16 protein-coding genes are annotated in these 16,692 nt (G+C 37.5%); 15 read left to right on the forward strand and 1 reads right to left on the reverse strand.

The window, feature by feature from the left end; translation table 11 throughout:
• Positions 1-44: 44 nt before the first annotated feature.
• The 12 genes from ASE92_RS14595 to rfbA all read left to right on the forward strand — a co-directional run bounded on the left by ASE92_RS14595 (position 45) and on the right by rfbA (position 11,965).
• On the forward strand, positions 45-1,025 hold the full coding sequence (locus ASE92_RS14595) for a DUF6427 family protein (RefSeq protein ID WP_056850836.1): 981 nt from the start codon (positions 45-47) through the stop codon (positions 1,023-1,025).
• Positions 1,026-1,169: 144 nt separating this feature from the next.
• Positions 1,170-1,904, forward strand: a complete 735-nt coding sequence (locus ASE92_RS14600; RefSeq protein WP_056850837.1) for a type III pantothenate kinase — start codon at positions 1,170-1,172, stop codon at positions 1,902-1,904.
• Position 1,905: 1 nt separating this feature from the next.
• On the forward strand, positions 1,906-3,198 hold the full coding sequence (locus tag ASE92_RS14605) for a hypothetical protein (protein WP_056850838.1): 1,293 nt from the start codon (positions 1,906-1,908) through the stop codon (positions 3,196-3,198).
• Complete coding sequence (lptC, locus tag ASE92_RS14610) at positions 3,198-3,770, forward strand: LPS export ABC transporter periplasmic protein LptC (RefSeq protein WP_056850839.1); 573 nt, start codon at positions 3,198-3,200, stop codon at positions 3,768-3,770. Before ASE92_RS14605 ends, lptC begins: the two co-directional genes overlap by 1 nt.
• A gap of 235 nt (positions 3,771-4,005) precedes the next feature.
• Positions 4,006-6,093, forward strand: coding sequence for a SurA N-terminal domain-containing protein (locus tag ASE92_RS14615; RefSeq protein WP_056850840.1), 2,088 nt, complete (start codon positions 4,006-4,008; stop codon positions 6,091-6,093).
• A 66-nt stretch (positions 6,094-6,159) separates the two neighbouring features.
• Positions 6,160-6,690: a DUF2480 family protein gene (locus tag ASE92_RS14620; RefSeq protein ID WP_056850841.1), complete on the forward strand. Its 531-nt coding sequence runs from the start codon at positions 6,160-6,162 to the stop codon at positions 6,688-6,690.
• Between the two features lie 149 nt (positions 6,691-6,839).
• Positions 6,840-7,613, forward strand: a complete 774-nt coding sequence (locus tag ASE92_RS14625) for a DUF3108 domain-containing protein (protein ID WP_056850842.1) — start codon at positions 6,840-6,842, stop codon at positions 7,611-7,613.
• Positions 7,614-7,615: 2 nt separating this feature from the next.
• Positions 7,616-8,179 carry a DUF3109 family protein gene (locus tag ASE92_RS14630; RefSeq protein WP_056850907.1) on the forward strand — a complete coding sequence of 188 codons (564 nt, stop codon included), beginning with the start codon at positions 7,616-7,618 and terminating at the stop codon, positions 8,177-8,179.
• A 414-nt stretch (positions 8,180-8,593) separates the two neighbouring features.
• Positions 8,594-9,646 (forward strand): dTDP-glucose 4,6-dehydratase, encoded by a 1,053-nt coding sequence (gene rfbB, locus ASE92_RS14635; RefSeq protein WP_056850843.1) that lies wholly within the window; start codon positions 8,594-8,596, stop codon positions 9,644-9,646.
• The gene (gene rfbC / locus ASE92_RS14640; RefSeq protein ID WP_056850844.1) at positions 9,646-10,194 is read left to right on the forward strand and encodes a dTDP-4-dehydrorhamnose 3,5-epimerase; all 549 of its coding nucleotides are present in this window, start codon (positions 9,646-9,648) and stop codon (positions 10,192-10,194) included. Before rfbB ends, rfbC begins: the two co-directional genes overlap by 1 nt.
• Entirely contained in the window at positions 10,187-11,050 is an 864-nt protein-coding gene (gene rfbD / locus ASE92_RS14645) for a dTDP-4-dehydrorhamnose reductase (RefSeq protein ID WP_056850845.1), read from the forward strand. Before rfbC ends, rfbD begins: the two co-directional genes overlap by 8 nt.
• Positions 11,051-11,104: 54 nt before the next feature.
• Positions 11,105-11,965 (forward strand): glucose-1-phosphate thymidylyltransferase RfbA, encoded by an 861-nt coding sequence (gene rfbA / locus ASE92_RS14650; protein WP_056850846.1) that lies wholly within the window; start codon positions 11,105-11,107, stop codon positions 11,963-11,965.
• A 162-nt stretch (positions 11,966-12,127) separates the two neighbouring features.
• Here the strand turns inward: rfbA and ASE92_RS21610 are convergent, their stop codons facing one another.
• Complete coding sequence (locus ASE92_RS21610) at positions 12,128-12,886, reverse strand: sensor histidine kinase (RefSeq protein ID WP_056850847.1); 759 nt, start codon at positions 12,884-12,886, stop codon at positions 12,128-12,130.
• A 387-nt stretch (positions 12,887-13,273) separates the two neighbouring features.
• Here ASE92_RS21610 and ASE92_RS14660 point away from each other — a divergent pair, with 387 nt between their 5' ends.
• The 3 genes from ASE92_RS14660 (at position 13,274) to ASE92_RS14675 (ending at position 16,664) form a co-directional block, all read left to right on the forward strand.
• Entirely contained in the window at positions 13,274-13,909 is a 636-nt protein-coding gene (locus ASE92_RS14660) for a LuxR C-terminal-related transcriptional regulator (protein ID WP_157255754.1), read from the forward strand.
• A gap of 452 nt (positions 13,910-14,361) precedes the next feature.
• Entirely contained in the window at positions 14,362-15,954 is a 1,593-nt protein-coding gene (locus ASE92_RS14670; protein WP_056850850.1) for a hypothetical protein, read from the forward strand.
• A 167-nt stretch (positions 15,955-16,121) separates the two neighbouring features.
• Complete coding sequence (locus ASE92_RS14675; RefSeq protein ID WP_056850851.1) at positions 16,122-16,664, forward strand: serine O-acetyltransferase; 543 nt, start codon at positions 16,122-16,124, stop codon at positions 16,662-16,664.
• Positions 16,665-16,692: the final 28 nt, after the last annotated feature.

Here is a 16,692-nt window from a genome sequence, read left to right on the forward strand (position 1 = left end):
CCTTTCAGCTTTTTATCTTTACTTTGCCTACTCTTTAAAAAGGCATGATTAATCAGTTTCGACAGTTAAATCCTATTAACCTCTTGTTTCTATTGGCTTACACATTTTTGATGCGTATTGCCATTTTTTATGAAACGCCAAGTCAGCTGAATTTTGATTTTTTGGAGCCTTTTGCCCGATTGTTGATCAACATTGATTTAGATAATGCATTTTCGGCTTCAGCCAATATCTTTTTCGCGGCAGTAATCGTTTTTTCACAGGCCTTAATTTTTAATAGAGTTATCAATAACCACAATTTGTTGGCTAAACCAAGCTTTTTGCCTGCATTAATGTACATCACCGGCATGAGCTTATTCATGCCCTTCATGATTTTAAGTCCTGCGTTGATCGCTAATTTCTTATTGATCTGGGTGATTGATAAATTTTTAAAATTGGGCAAGAGCGCAAATTCCATTACCACAGTTTTTGATATCGGAATGATCATTGGCATTGGAACATTGATCTATTTCCCTTTCATGGCCATGTTGCTGATGATTTTTTTAGCGCTTTTGCTTTTTAGATCTTTTAATTGGCGGGAGTGGATTGCCGGCCTCGTTGGATTTATCACCGTGTTTTTCTTTCTTGCTGTATTTTATTATTGGCGTGATAACCTATCCTCCTTTTACCAGATCTGGAAACCTTTGGGCAATAAGTTTCCTTCTGTTTTTCAGGTGAACTATAACGATTATCTTGTACTGATTCCGGTCGCTATTATTATCGTTCTGGCATCTTTACAACTGCGTGAAAACTTTTTCAGAAGCTTTATCAGCACACGGAAAGGATTTCAATTGCTTTTTTTTATGTTCATTGTTGCAGGTGCCAGTTTCTATTTAAAACCAAACTTCCGGATCTGGCATTTTCTACTCTGCGTACCGCCAGGATCAGTATTGCTGGCTTATTATTTTAGCAATGCGAAAAAGCGTTGGTTTTACGAAACACTCTTCGTTTTATTTGTCCTATCTATACAATACTTTCTTTTTGTTTAACCTTTTTTAACAAAATACTAGATCAAAACTTAACAAAGATTGATAGCTTTGTGGCAGGATTTTGCGATTAATGCTTTTTGGATTGTAATTCGCTTGATAGAGATAGGTAGTGTATCAAACAAATTTTCGTGTTAAAATACATAAATGCATAGTTTAAGCATTGATATAGGTAATTCATCGGCGAAGGTGGCTGTTTTTGCAGGAAAAGAAATCGTTCATCATCAGCGGTTGGCTAAGCTGGGTATTTTAGATCTTGGTCAGCTGATCGACAAGTTCTCGCCCAAAAAATCAATCATCAGCAGTGTAAATCAAGAGATTGGAGCGCTGGAGGAATATCTAAAAAAACACACTCAATACGTCCGATTTTCTGCGACCCTAACTAAAGGCGTTACGAATAGGTACGAAACACCGATAACCCTTGGATTAGATAGATGGGCAGGAATTTTAGGCGCAAATAGTTTATTCGCGAAAAATGCTTGCCTGGTGGTTGATGCCGGAACCTGTATCACTTATGATCTGCTTACCAGCAAAAAAGAATATTTTGGCGGAAGTATAAGCCCCGGGATCACCATGCGTTTTAAAGCTGTACATGAGTACACGGGGAGATTGCCTCTGATAGATTGGAGTGCAAAGGAAGCCATACCAGAAGGCAAGGATACGCAATCGGCCATAAAAAATGGTGTTTTGCAAGGAATTATAAATGAAATTGAAGGCTTTATCGCCTTAAATAATATAAAAGAAAGTGCTTTAAAGGTGATTATAACAGGCGGCGATGCTAATTTTTTGTATAAGCAATTACAAAACAGCATCTTTGCGCCTCAAATTATACAAGATCCCTATATCGTATTAAAAGGATTAAATGAAGCTATTGCAGATTAAAATGTACAAAAGAATCAATTATATTGCAGCCATACTCGTTCTAGTTTGTGGTTTAGGTGCTCAAGCGCAGGTTACCACTTCATCTCCATATTCAAGGTATGGACTTGGAAATATCAAGGGTTCATTGTTGCCACAGTTAAGGGCTATGGGCGGTATTTCTACTGCAGTAAATTCTATTACAGGATTTAATAATATCAACATGCAAAATCCTGCATCGTATTCAGCCATCACTTTAACTACTATTGATGTAGGCATGAGTGCAGGCTTAACCAGTTTAACCCGAAATAGCTTAAGCGAAACCAGTTTTAATGCTACTTTCAGCCACCTGGCATTTGCCATTCCGGTAAGTAGAAGATCGGCATTCAGTTTTGGAATCCTTCCTTATTCTGATTTAGGTTATTCTTACAGAAACAAGGTGAAAATTGATACCACCAGCGTAGATCAACTTTATGAAGGCGAAGGTGGTTTGTCAAAAGCCTATATCGGTTATGGCTATCGAATTGGCGATCACTTAAGAATTGGTGCCAATGCAGAATACATTTTTGGTAATCTTCAAACAACAAGAGCAACTGAATATGCCCTTGCAGGTGCAATTAATGCAAAACTTCAAAATAAAAATAGCGTAGGTGGCTTAAATGTTTCCTATGGTATTCAATATGATTTTAATGTTGGCAAAAGAACATCAGTAACCTTGGGCTACTCAGGAAGTAACTCTGGTAAGTTAAATTCTAACCAAACATTTTTTGCTACCCAATACACCAGAGATGCTGCTGGTAATGAAAGTACTGCACTTGATACTTTAAATTCGGTAGATAACGGAAAATCAAACTTGACTTTACCATTAACGCACAATTTCGGGATCTCCATAAAACAAAGTGATAAATGGTTAATTGGAGCCGATTTTAGAATGAGCAAATGGGCTGCAACGAGTATCAACAATATAAATTCTGGCTTGCAGGATAGCTGGGGTGCCTCATTGGGTGGGCAATGGACACCAGATGCAACTTCATATAATAGTTATATGAAACGTATCGATTATCGTTTAGGCGTAAATTACGATAAAACCTACATTCAGATTAATAATCAGGATATCAAACAAATGGGCGCTTCATTAGGATTTGGATTTCCATTGCCAAGCGCTAACGCAGGTTCGGCGTTCTACAAAATCAACTTCACAACAGAAGTTGGTCAGCGGGGAACGGTAAGCAATAACCTCGTAAAAGAAAAATTCATTAACTTTCATTTAGGATTTACACTTAACGATACCTGGTTCCGTAGATATAGAGTTGATTAATGAAACCGCAAACTTTTTTCTTTTGTTTAATGCTGGGGATGCCATTATTTTTGGCATCCTGTGGAGATGACGACCTGAAAAAAGCAAATCCGGTTGCCATTAACAAAATTACTTTTTCCAGAGACAGAACTATTGGCGTAGAAGTAATATACAGCGACTCCGCTCGTGTAAAAGCCAAAGGAAATGCGCCAGTTATGGACAAGGTTACCCCATCAGAGGGTGCAATCTATCAGGAAATGCCCAAAGGGGTAAATATCGACTTTTTCAATCCAAACGGAACCATTGATGGAAACCTCGTTTGTGATTACGCCATTCGCAAGGATCAGGATAAAAAGACGGAGTTTAGAAAAAATGTAGTTGTTAAAAATAGCAAGGGCGATACTTTTTCTTCCCAGGAGTTGATTTGGGATGAAATAAAGAAAATTTTCTACTCTACACAACGTGTTTACGTAAAAGGCGCCGACGGTAGCGAAGGCAATGGCATCAACTTCGAGGCTCCGCAGGATTTCAGTACCTATTCAATGGAAACCGGAAGTGGCGATCTAAATATGAAGGAAGGCATAGCGCCATAAATAATGATTAAATTTTGAATGAAAGAATGATGGAATGTGAATCGATTTAATTTGCTTTACCATTTCCTGATTTTCGTGCATTCTCTCATCAATCCATCACTCATTCTATAATTTTGGCGGTTCTATTTCCCTAAATATTAAACACTTGATAAATAAAATTTTGTGTTTCCTTTTTTAAGGCAAATTTGTATCTTGCGCCCTCTTAAAAAAAACTAAATAAATTTATAATTACAATATGGGATTAATGACATTTTTGCGTAACCGTGCTGGCTATATCTTGGTCTTCGCAATCGGTTTTGCAATTGTTGCATTTTTAGTAGGCGATGCAATTAACGTGGGTAAGCCTTTTTGGTCGGCAAATCAAAAAGTAGTGGGTACGGTTGATGGGAATGATATCAGTATTGATGATTTTCAACCAAAAGTAGATCAGAGTTTAAATCAATACAAACAACAATTCGGCGGAAGCTTAAATCCTCAGATGACAGCTATGGCTGTTGATCAGGCCTGGAATGCTGAACTAGCTGGCGTTTTATTGAATAAAGAATATGAGCGTTTAGGTTTAACGGTTTCTGAAGATGAGTTGTTCGACTTATTGCAAGGCCAAAACCCAAGCCCAATCATCAAACAATACTTTTCAAATCCTCAAACAGGTCAGATTGATCGTGCTACTTTGATGAATTTCTTAAAATCAAAAGATGCACAGGCTTTGCAACAATCAAACATGTTGCAGCAGCAAATCAAAGAACAGTCTTTACAGGCGAAATATTCAAACTTGATCCGTAATTCGGTTTATGTAACTTCATTAGAAGCTACAGATGAATATACCAACCGCAATAAGCTGGCTAACTTTAAATATGTGGGTTTAGATTACAGTACTGTTGCCGATGCTTCGGTGAAATTAACTGATGCAGATTATTCAGCTTATTACGATGAGAACAAAGCTCGTTTCAATAATCCACAGGAATCTCGTTCATTCGATTATGTATCTTTCAGCATTCGCCCAACTGCAGCAGATTCTGCAGCAGTAAAAGCACAGGTTGAAAAAATTGCAGCTGATTTCAGAACTTCTAAAAATGATTCTCTTTTCGCCGCAATCAACTCTGATGTTAAGGTGCCTTATACTTACTTATCAAAAGGTAAACTAGGTGATGCAGCTTTAGATTCAGCAGTTTTTGCTTTGCCAGCGGGAAGTTATTATGGTCCGGCATTAACTGGGAATTCTTATAAACTGGTAAAGGTGATTGATACCCGTTTCTCTCCGGATTCGGTTAAAGTAAAACACATCCTTATTGATCCGGCTAAAGTTGGTGGTGAAGATAAGGCAATTAAATTAGCCGATTCGTTAAAAGGGTTAATTGCCAAAGGCGGTAACTTCGCAGAATTAGCGAAAACTTATAGCGTTGATGGTTCAAAAGATCAAGGTGGTTCTTTACCTTCTTTTACCCGTGGGCAAATGGTTCCAGAGTTTGAGAACGCAGCATTCGATGGCAAGGCTGGCGATTTGAAAGTGGTTAAATCACAGTTCGGTTACCATATCATGAGTATCGAAAGACAGATGGGTAATTCGAAAGTGGCGAAATTGGCTTATATCGAGAAAGCTTTAGGCGCAAGTAGCAAAACACAGCAAGCAGCCTATAAAGCGGCAAGCAATTTTTTAAACGATGTTAAAGGCAAAGATTTTGCGAAATATGCACAAGAGAAAGGTTTGAAAGTAGCAGTTGCCGATAAAATTAGTGCAACTCAGGGTTTCGCTGCAGGTTTAGATAATCCACGTAAATTAATTCAAGATGCTTACGCTGCAGATAAAGGCGATGTTTTACCTGAAATCTACACCATGACCAATGAATACGTGGTAGCTCGTTTAACAGCTGTAAATCCTAAAGGTATTCTTCCATTAGAAGCGGTTAAAAAAGAAATTCAGCCGTTGGTATTAAATGAAGTTAAAGCTAAAATGCTTAAAGATAAATTGAACGCTGCCGGTAAAGCAAGTTTAGATCAAATTGCATCTAAAGTGGGTGCTCCGGTTAATCCAGTTCAAAATATTGTTTTCGCAAACCCTGTTATTCCAGGTGTTGCGCAAGAAAACAAATTGGTGGGTAGCGTATTTGGTGCACAACCAGGTAAAGTTTCTGCTCCTGTAGCTGGCGATCGTGGTGTTTATGTTTTCGTTGTGGATGGATTTACTAACCCAGCGCCGATTGCAAACATGTTTAAACAGAAGGAAAGTATGTTGTTAAGCTTAGGCCAACGTTCTGGTCAGGCGGCTTTCCAGGCTTTAATTGATCAGGCTACTATAAAAGACAATCGCGTGAAATTCTATTAATTAGAAATTCCGTAAATTTGCAACCGTCTCCACTCATAGTGGGGACGGTTTTTTTATTTAGCAGCCATGGAAATTCAAGAAAATATCGTTAACAAAGTAGCCAGCAGTGGTTTGATTACTTTAAACCTGGAAGATTTTTATCATAAAGGAGAAAGGGTAATCTATGATATCAAGGATAATCTTTTTCACGGGTTAATGTTAAGGGAAAAAGATTTTAGGGCATTTATTAAAGAGCATGATTGGACCCAGTATCAAGATAAGAATGTGGGAATTGTCTGTTCTGCAGATGCCATTGTACCTACCTGGGCATATATGCTCTTAGCCAATAAGCTTCAGCCTTATGCCAATGAGGTCGTTTTTGGTGGTTTGGAAACGTTGGATGCAGTATTGTTTGCTAAAGCGCTGGCTAAAATTGATCCACAAGATTATGCGGATGAACGCGTTGTAGTAAAAGGCTGTGGAGATATTAATGTTCCGGTTTCCGCTTATGTAGAAGTAACGAACTTGCTTACACCTGTAGTAAAAAGTATTATGTTTGGCGAGCCTTGTTCTACTGTTCCGGTGTTTAAAAGGAAAGATAGCCCTGCCCAGCCCTAACCTGCAAAAGAGGAAGCTTCATAGCTTTGTATTTTATCGCGTTTAAATAATTTTAGTTTGGTTGGCTTTTTGTATATATTTCGGATTGATGATATAGCATAACATTCTCAATCGTTATCATCATAACACACAAACGAAACGCACAGCAAATGAAAAAATTAATCTTATTATTCACGATAGCCATTGGAGCATTTAAGCTGCAGGCGCAAGAGTTGCCGCTCAAGAAGGATCCGGTTTTTCAGGAAGGAGAAACCTTACAATATAAGTTGCGATACGGCTTTATTACGGCTGCAGAAGCAACCATCAAAGTAACCAATTCTGATTTAGTTTTTGATAATAGGCCAACTTACAAGCTTACTGTTGATGCGCAAACATCAGGAACCTTTGATGTTTTTTATAAGATCAGAGATCATTACGATTCGTACATTGATAAAAAGGATTTGTTGCCTTATTTTTATCAGGAAAATATAAGGGAGTCAAGTTATAAGCGACAGGATAAAGCTCGGTTCAATCAGGACGGGAAAAAGATAGTATCTAACAGGGGTACTTTTACTACTCCAACTACACAGACTTTTGATTTGGTTTCCGCATATTACTTCGCAAGAAGTCTGGATATTTCTAAGCTTAAAGTTGGCGATAGTTTCAAGCTGAACTATTTCCTGCAGGATGAAGTTTCTGCTTTAGAAATTGAATATGTGGGTAAAGAAACCATTAAAAGTAAACTAGGGAACATCCGTTGTTTAAAATTTAGTCCATCCATTAAACCAGGCCGGATATTTAAAAAAGATAGCCGGCTGTATTTGTGGGTTACCGACGATGGTAACAGGGTGCCTGTAAAAGCGCAGGTAGAAATTCTAGTTGGCGCCGTAACCATGGAATTAAAATCAGCCGCAGGCTTAAAATATGCTTTAGCAAAAGAATAATGATGATAGAAGTGGAACAAGTGCTGGTGCACGAAGACGTTTTAAAGGAAAACTTTGTTTGTAACCTCAGCAAATGCAAAGGGATCTGCTGTGTAGAAGGAGATTCGGGTGCTCCACTGGATCATGATGAAACCGCTGTTCTGGAAGAAATCTACCCAAAAATCAAACACTTGCTGAATGAAAAAGGTATTCAAGCCATTGAAGAACAGGGCGTTTATGTAGTGGATGAAGATGGCGATTTAACCACGCCTTGTGTTGATAAAAACAAAGAATGTGCGTACGTGCTTTTTGAGGGCGGCATTACCAAATGTGCCATTGAAAAAGCTTACGAACAGGGAATCGTAGACTGGCAGAAACCCATTTCTTGCCATTTGTATCCTATCCGCATCACCAAATATCCTGAATTTGATGTACTCAATTACGACCGTTGGCACATTTGTCATGATGCCTGTACTTTTGGAAGGGAATTGAAAGTGCCGGTATACAGTTTTTTAAAAGGACCACTAATCCGAAAGTATGGAGAAGATTGGTATAAAGAGCTGGAAAGTTCGGTGGCGGCACTATAAGCTAATCGTTCTTTTTTATAAGGATTATATTTTTGCCTTAAGAATGCTATGACACATGGAAGCAAGTCGATAGGCATGATCTATCTAATCACACAGTTCAACGTTGTTTAACTCTGGCTTTGCCAGATGTTTATATCGATATGGTTTCAGATAAAAAGATATCAACTAAATAAGAAATTGTAATTACCTGCTCTATTCCCGGTAAACCCCACTTGCGGCACTACATTCAATCAGCCAATTGAGGTATGTTTTTTTCAACCAACTTTAGAGCGAATACGGAGTTTGATAAAAATCTCAAGCTTTTACGACTTTGCTTTTGGAGTAATACCGTTTAATCCATAGCCTTTAAGTACTAATAAGTTGTCTAATTGTAATAACTATCTTATTTTAGCCGACTGAAAATCATTTATAACTGTGAAAAAAATTCTAATCACTGGTGGGGCAGGCTTTATTGGCTCTCACGTAGTCCGCCGCTTTGTAAACAATTACCCCAATTACGAGATTGTTAATCTTGATGCTTTAACGTACGCCGGCAACCTGGCTAATTTAACTGATATTGAGAACAAACCTAATTATAAGTTCGTAAAGGTAGATATTACCGATGCGGCTGAGATTATGGATTTGTTTAAAAATGAAAATTTCGATGCAGTGATTCACCTGGCGGCAGAAAGTCACGTCGATCGTTCTATTGCTGATCCTACTGCATTCGTGATGACCAATGTGATTGGAACAGTCAACTTGCTAAACGCGGCACGTGAATACTGGAAAGGTGACTATGATAAAAAACGTTTTTATCACGTAAGTACCGATGAGGTATATGGTGCTTTGGGTGAGGAAGGCATGTTTACCGAAACTACTGCTTACGATCCTCATAGTCCATACTCGGCTTCCAAGGCCAGTTCAGATCATTTTGTAAGGGCTTATCATGATACTTATGGAATGGATTGTGTAATCTCTAACTGCTCAAACAATTACGGTTCACACCACTTTCCTGAAAAACTGATTCCATTAGCCATAAACAATATTAAAAATAACAAACCTGTGCCTGTTTATGGTAAGGGAGAAAATGTTCGCGATTGGTTATGGGTAGAAGACCACGCCCGTGCGATTGATGTAATTTTCCACAACTCGAAAACAGGTGACACATACAATATCGGCGGCCATAATGAATGGAAAAACATTGATTTAATCAATTTATTATGCAATATTATGGATCAGAAATTAGGTCGTGAAGCTGGTGAATCTGCTAAGTTGATCACCTATGTTACTGACCGTGCCGGCCACGATTTACGTTACGCCATTGATTCTTCGAAACTACAAAACCAATTAGATTGGGTGCCTAGTTTACAATTTGAAGAAGGTTTAGCCAAAACGGTTGATTGGTATCTTCAAAATGAAGACTGGTTAAATAACGTTACTTCAGGTAATTACCAATCTTACTACGAATCACAGTACAATAATAAATAATGGAAATTGAGCAGACAGGTTTAAAGGACTGTATCATTATCAAGCCACGGGTTTTTGAAGATGCACGTGGATACTTTTTCGAGAGTTTTAATAAACAAACTTTTGAGGAAAAAACTGGATTATCTGGCGATTTCGTTCAGGATAATCAGTCTTTTTCCTCTTATGGAGTAATCAGAGGCTTACATGCCCAAACAGGAGCATTTGCACAAGCGAAACTCGTTCGTGTAACCAAAGGAGAGGTTTTGGATGTTGCTGTTGATGCCCGCCCAGGTTCACCAACCTATGGAAAACACGTTGCTGTCAGGTTAAGTGCGGAGAATAAATTGCAATTGTATATTCCAAGAGGTTTTGTGCATGGATTTTCCGTGCTAAGTGAGACTGCAGAATTTTTGTATAAGTGTGATAACTATTTTAACAAAGCTTCTGAAACCGGCGTGATTTACAATGATACCGATTTAAACATCGATTGGTTAATTCCGGCTGATCAGGCCTCAATTTCTGACAAAGATCTTTTATTAAAACCTTTCGCTGAACTTCATCATGGGTAAAATATTAATCATAGGTGCAGGCGGTCAGTTGGGACAATGCCTGAAAACCGTTGCAGAACGAAGAGGGATTACTGATATCGTTTTTCCAGCCGAGGCAGAGGCCAATATTTTGAACCAACCTGGATTAGAATCTTTGCTGCAAGAGGAGCAGCCGGCTTTTGTAATTAACTGCGCTGCATACACAGCTGTAGATAAAGCGGAGGACGAAGTGGACTTGGCAAAGGCAGTAAATGAAACAGGAGCGGCAAATCTAGCTTTGGCTTGTGCTTCCAATCAGGCCACTTTAATTCATGTTTCTACCGATTTTGTCTTTGAAGGAAATGTGGTGAAGCTTTTGTCAGAAAACGATGAAGCAAACCCCATTAATGTATACGGACAAACTAAATTGGATGGCGAGAAAGCAGTGGTGGCATTGATCAATGAACATTTTATCCTTCGCACCAGTTGGCTCTATTCTGAATATGCCAATAATTTTGTGAAAACAATGCTGAAGTTAGGGGCAGAAAGAGAGGAGCTAAATATCATCGCTGATCAGGTAGGAACACCAACTTATGCTATTGATCTAGCTCACGCTATTTTTGATATCATTGAATCTGGCTCTACCCAATACGGCGTGTATCATTATAGCAATGAAGGGGTAACTTCCTGGTTTGATTTTGCAAAAGCCATTTTCGATATTAGTCATACAACGGTTAAAGCAAATCCTATCCCGGGCTCCGCTTATCCAACTAAGGCGGTTCGTCCGGCCTTTTCTGTAATGGATAAATCAAAAATTAAATCTACATTTAATATCACTATCCCTTATTGGAGAGATAGCTTGGTAAAGTGTATTGAAAAGCTAAAAGAAAATAATTAACGTCCAATAGTTGATTGAGTTTAGCGCAATCTAACATCTAAAATTTAAAATCAAATGAAAGGTATAATATTAGCCGGTGGAAGTGGAACACGCTTGCATCCTTTAACACTTGCTTGTAGCAAACAAATGATGCCGGTTTACGATAAGCCGATGATTTACTATCCATTGTCTACCTTAATGCTGGCTGGAATTAAAGAAATCCTAATCATTTCTACACCACATGACCTTCCAAATTTCGAAAAACTTTTGGGTGATGGTACTTCATTGGGCTGTAAATTTAGTTACGCTGTTCAGGCAGAGCCAAATGGTTTAGCACAGGCTTTCGTTATTGGCGCCGATTTTATCGGGAACGATAAGGTAGCACTCGTTTTAGGCGATAATATTTTCCATGGTGATGGTATGGCTAAGCTCTTACAAGCCAGTTCAGATCCGGATGGGGGAGTGGTATTTGCTTACCAGGTTGCCGATCCAGAACGTTATGGTGTGGTAGAATTTGATGAAAATAAAAAGGCCATCTCTATCGAGGAAAAACCTGTTTCACCCAAATCAGATTATGCCGTTCCAGGGCTTTATTTTTATGATAATGAAGTGGTAGAGATTGCAAAAAATATCAAACCTTCTACTCGTGGCGAATATGAAATTACCGATGTAAACCGTGTGTATTTGGAGCGGGGTAAATTGAAAGTAGGCGTATTAAGCCGAGGTACGGCCTGGTTGGATACCGGAACTTTCGCCTCTTTAATGCAGGCTGGAGAATTTGTTCAGATTATTGAAGAACGCCAGGGTTTAAAAATCGGATGTATCGAGGAAATTGCGTATCGCATGGGTTTTATTAACGCCGAACAACTCAAGGCAATTGCAACCCCGCTTGTAAAAAGTGGTTATGGTAGTTATTTGTTGAAATTGGTTAAATAATTCAAAATACAACGTTGCGCCTGGCAGTGTATTAAAAGGCAAAAGTTTAATCTGCATTTTTAGCGACTAATCCTGAAAATTTCATACAGGATTAGTCGCTATCAAAAGTCTTAAACGAATTTAGAGGGAGGATAGAAGTTGCAGGATTTTTCACATTACTATTTAACCGATCACGAAATCTGCTTTTAAGGGAATCTTTACACTGATCATAGTGCCTTTATATTGTTCGATGGTTATTGTTCCATTAATCCGTTCTGTCCGGTTTCGAATATTTTCAAGGCCCATTCCTTTTCCTGAATTCTGCTCAAAATCAAAGCCTATGCCATTATCCTTAACGGTTATGATCATATCACCGCCATTGAAATAAAAATTTAGTTTTATCTTCGATGCTTTTGAATGCTTCAATGCATTATGCGCTATCTCTTTGATGAGTAGGTAGCATTCTCTTTTTCCTTGATTATCAATTTTATTTTGAGGGATATTCTGATCTATTTCCGATTCAAATTGAATTTTACTATGCTTAAATAACTGGCGGACTTGATCCTCTATAAAATAAACGAGGCTTTCCAGATGATCATTTTCCGAATTTGTACTCCAAATGATCTCATTTATTTTCTGTGAAATTTCATCAATCATTACTTTTATGTTTTGAATTTCCTTGACATCCGATCTAGATCTACTTGCATGTTCGGCATACAATTTAACAGCCGTTAAGCCTGATCCTATCTCGTCGTGGATCTCACTACTGATTCTTTCCCGCTCCAAATTGATCAAGTTGCGCTGACTTCTAAAATTCTTCCTGTAAAAATTTGAATTAAAATAGAATTTTATAATCAAATAAATGAACAGAATGAACAGAATTATTGTGAATAAAATGTAGTAAATATTGATCTCATAAAAAGGGATATGCGCTAGATTCATCTTCTGTTTTTATATGTTAATCCACTAAATGACACAAAATATATAAATATAGTAGTATTAATTATACATTTATGAGGTGTAAAATACTATTTGTGTAGATATAATCTTATGTTATGTTGTATTTATTACTGTAGTAAAGTTAGTAGTATATCTTTATTTAACGCGTTGATTTAAAAGGACGTAACTAAATCTTGACGGTAGATTAATATTATTTAGTTTTGCTAATGTTCATTCGTTATGATGAATGAACAGTTGTCGCCCCTATATTTTTTCTTGTTTGATTAGCTTAAAATACAAAATCTGTCGAAGCAGATTTAAACGTTTAAGTTAATGTAAATCTTCTTATTATCGGTGGCTGCGAATATAAAAAATAAAATAGCTAACTGTATGATTTCTATTTCAATAATTGAGGATCACGATTATTATCGCATGAGTCTTGTAAATGCCATTAAGGAAAATGATTTTTTCCAAATCAAAGGCATCTATGCAACTGCTGAAGAGGCACTAGAATGCCTGCCAGTAAACACACCGGATATTGTGATCGTTGATATTAAACTGAAGAATAAATCAGGCATTGATGTTATTTTGGAAAGTAAAACCAATAATCTGAATACTCAGTTTTTAATGTGTACCGGTTTTCAGAATGACGAAAAAATATTTAGTGCATTAAAGGCCGGTGCGGCAGGTTATATTATTAAAGGGTCAACAACAGCTGAAATTCATGATGCCTTAATTGACCTTTATGAAGGTGGTTCTCCCATGAGTCCATTCATCGCTCGTAAAGTAATCAGTTTACTTCAAAACAAGGATGCTGGGACTAAAAGAGTAGACTTGGGTTTAAGCGCCAGGGAATTGGAAGTATTATCTCTTTTAAGTAAGGGCTTGCTTTACAAAGAGATTTCAGATCAGCTTTTTATTAGCCCTAATACCGTTAAGAATCACTGTAAAAACATTTATAAAAGACTTCATGTTCAAAACAAAATTGAAGCGCTGAATAAATTTAAAGAGTATAACTATAACTAATTGAACTTTCGTTTTAATCGCCATATTGCACCTAATTCCTTACTAACAGCTAGCACAGGGGCTTTCTTTCCTGTAAATATATGATTGGTATCAATATTGCAAGGCTATTTATATCATTCTTGAATCTACTATTTCTGCTTTAAATTTTACATGTAGTGGTTTGAAGATGCTATTTAATTCAGTCATTATGATCAGATTAGGCTTCATTACTCCAATAGTTAAATTGAATAAAATAAAACTCGGCGATGAAATAATTGATGAATACGAATCCAGGGGCCGAGTTGTCAAAATTACCAAGACGTCAAAAAGTAAAGGGCTAGTGGAGTTCATTTTCCTTCTGGATACTAAGCAAACTGTATTCATTCTGGGTAACGCTGTTTAATTCGAAAATCTTTTTAAAAATTTGTTCGTTACAAAAAGAAAATTGCTATTTTAGATGCAAATCTCCCGAAATGTTCAAATCTATCTTAACTATTACCAGTCTACTGGTAATTCTTTTATCGAATTCCTGTAAAAGGTCAATTGCTATTGAAGATCAGCCGCTTAATTTGATCAAATCTCCTAATTTGCCGAGCAACGGTATTGCATTCAAAGAATATTTAGGTATAAATGCATTTGAATGGGATATGTCTTCCGATGTGGCGCATAATCAAATTGATCCGACTAAATTTGATAATGTCAAAATATTTACCGGAGTTCGGCATTACTTAGAGTGGGATAAGATTGAGCCAAAAGATGGTGTTTTTACTTTTGGTCCGGCACATAATGGTGGCTGGGATTATGATCTTATTTACCAATCGTTAAAAAATGCAGGCAAATATGTTTTGATAGATGTTAAGAGTTGTCCAAGCTGGTTACTTGCTACCTATCCTGCAAACCAGCGAGACCCGGAAAATGTACCTGCACCTTATGGTTTAGATAGAAGCAAACCTGAAAGTTATATCAAACAGGCAAGGGCCGCTTTTCAATTGGCAGCAAGATATGGCTCAAACACTAAAGTAGATACTAATTTGCTCCTAATTGATCCATCTATCCGTTGGAGAGATGATACCAGAAATGTTAAAAAAGTTGGTTTAGATATCGTTAAATACATCGAATGTGACAATGAACGTGATAAATGGTGGAAGGGTGATTTAGCCAAGCAGTCTCCTGAAGAATATGCCGCGAACATGTCGGCCTTTTATGATGGGCACCAGGGCAAATTAGGAAAAGGCTTCGGTGTAAAAAATGCCGATCCGAATATGATAGTTGTAATGGGTGGATTAGCAGACCCAAGTCCACAGTTTGTTGAGAAGATGATCAAATGGTGTGAAATACACAGGGGGAAAAAAGCAAATGGGGAAATTAATCTGTGTTTTGATGTGATTAACTACCATCTCTATTCGAACGATGCATTTAGAAATAACGGAAATGCAACCAAAGGAATGGCGCCAGAACTTTCTAATTTACAATCCGTTGCCAATCAGTTTTCGGCGATGTCTAAAAAGGTTGCGGGCAACATCCCGGTTTGGGTTACTGAAACTGGCTATGATTCTGGTGAACATACTTCGCAAAGGGCCATTAAAATTGGCAATAAGAGTGCTCTAATTACTCAAGCAGACTGGAATTTACGTACTGCACTCTTGTATGCCAGAACTGGTGTATCCAAATGTATTTTTTATATGCTGGATAATGTTGACGTAAACAGCTGGACTCAATATACTTCATCAGGTTTTATCAACCCTGGTGGTGGCAAGCGGCCCTCTGCAGACTATGTTCTGCAAACCAATAAATTATTAGGAGAATATCATTATGAATCTTCACTTAAAGCTGATCCTATTGTGGATGTATACGCTTTAAACGATAAAAAAATGTATGTACTTACTGTTCCTGATGAAATTGGCCGTACTGCAGGCTATGATTTGAATTTAGGTTCGGCAAAACAAGCTGTTATTTATACACTTGCCGTTGGGAAAAATCAAATGAACAGTAGAGTTGTAGATACTAAAAATGGAATTGTACAACTTGAGGTTAGCGAAACACCTATTTTTGTAGAGGCTAAATAATTATAAATTTTGCCTCAAAGGCAGCGTTTAACAGTTATTCGTTTGGTATTTAAGGGCTATTGAAAAGCCTTTTTGCAAATCTTATTTTTGTATATGATTTAAATCTTCCTCGCAAAGTAAGGCGTGTGGTTTCGATCATTCACGATATATGATTTACAAAAAAAATAATGAGGTTAGATAATCAGCTCATTTTTAAAGCTGGTATATTTCAAGATTGGCAGGAGAATAAGGGGAATTTCAAATCGAGGATGATCATGATTCTCTTCAGACTCTCCTCTTTGGTGTACCAACATAAAATCTTGCGGTATCTGTTCTTTTGGTATTTGCTTTTCTATAAATTCTTAATTGGTTGGGTGCTTAACATCGGCCTAAATTCTGGTGCAAGAATTGGGAAGGGCCTCAAGATACAATATGGTTTTGGAACCGTTATTAGTAGTAAAACAGTTATCGGTGAAAACTGCAATTTAAGGCAGGCAACCAATATCAGTTGTAAGATAACAGAAACTGGAACCTGTAGCGCTGCCCCCGTTATTGGTAATAATGTAGATATCGGGGTTAACGTGGTGATTATTGGCGATATTAAAATTGGTAATAATGTTGTTATCGGGGCGGGATCGGTAGTTACCAAAGATGTGGAAGACAATTCGGTAATGGTAGGCAACCCCGCAATTTTATTAAAAAAAAAATACATTTTTCCTGATCATACCTGATCTTAAAATTAAAGTCGCCAGGATTAAA

The organism is Pedobacter sp. Leaf41, assembly GCF_001422545.1.
Classification (GTDB): Bacteria; Bacteroidota; Bacteroidia; order Sphingobacteriales; family Sphingobacteriaceae; genus Pedobacter.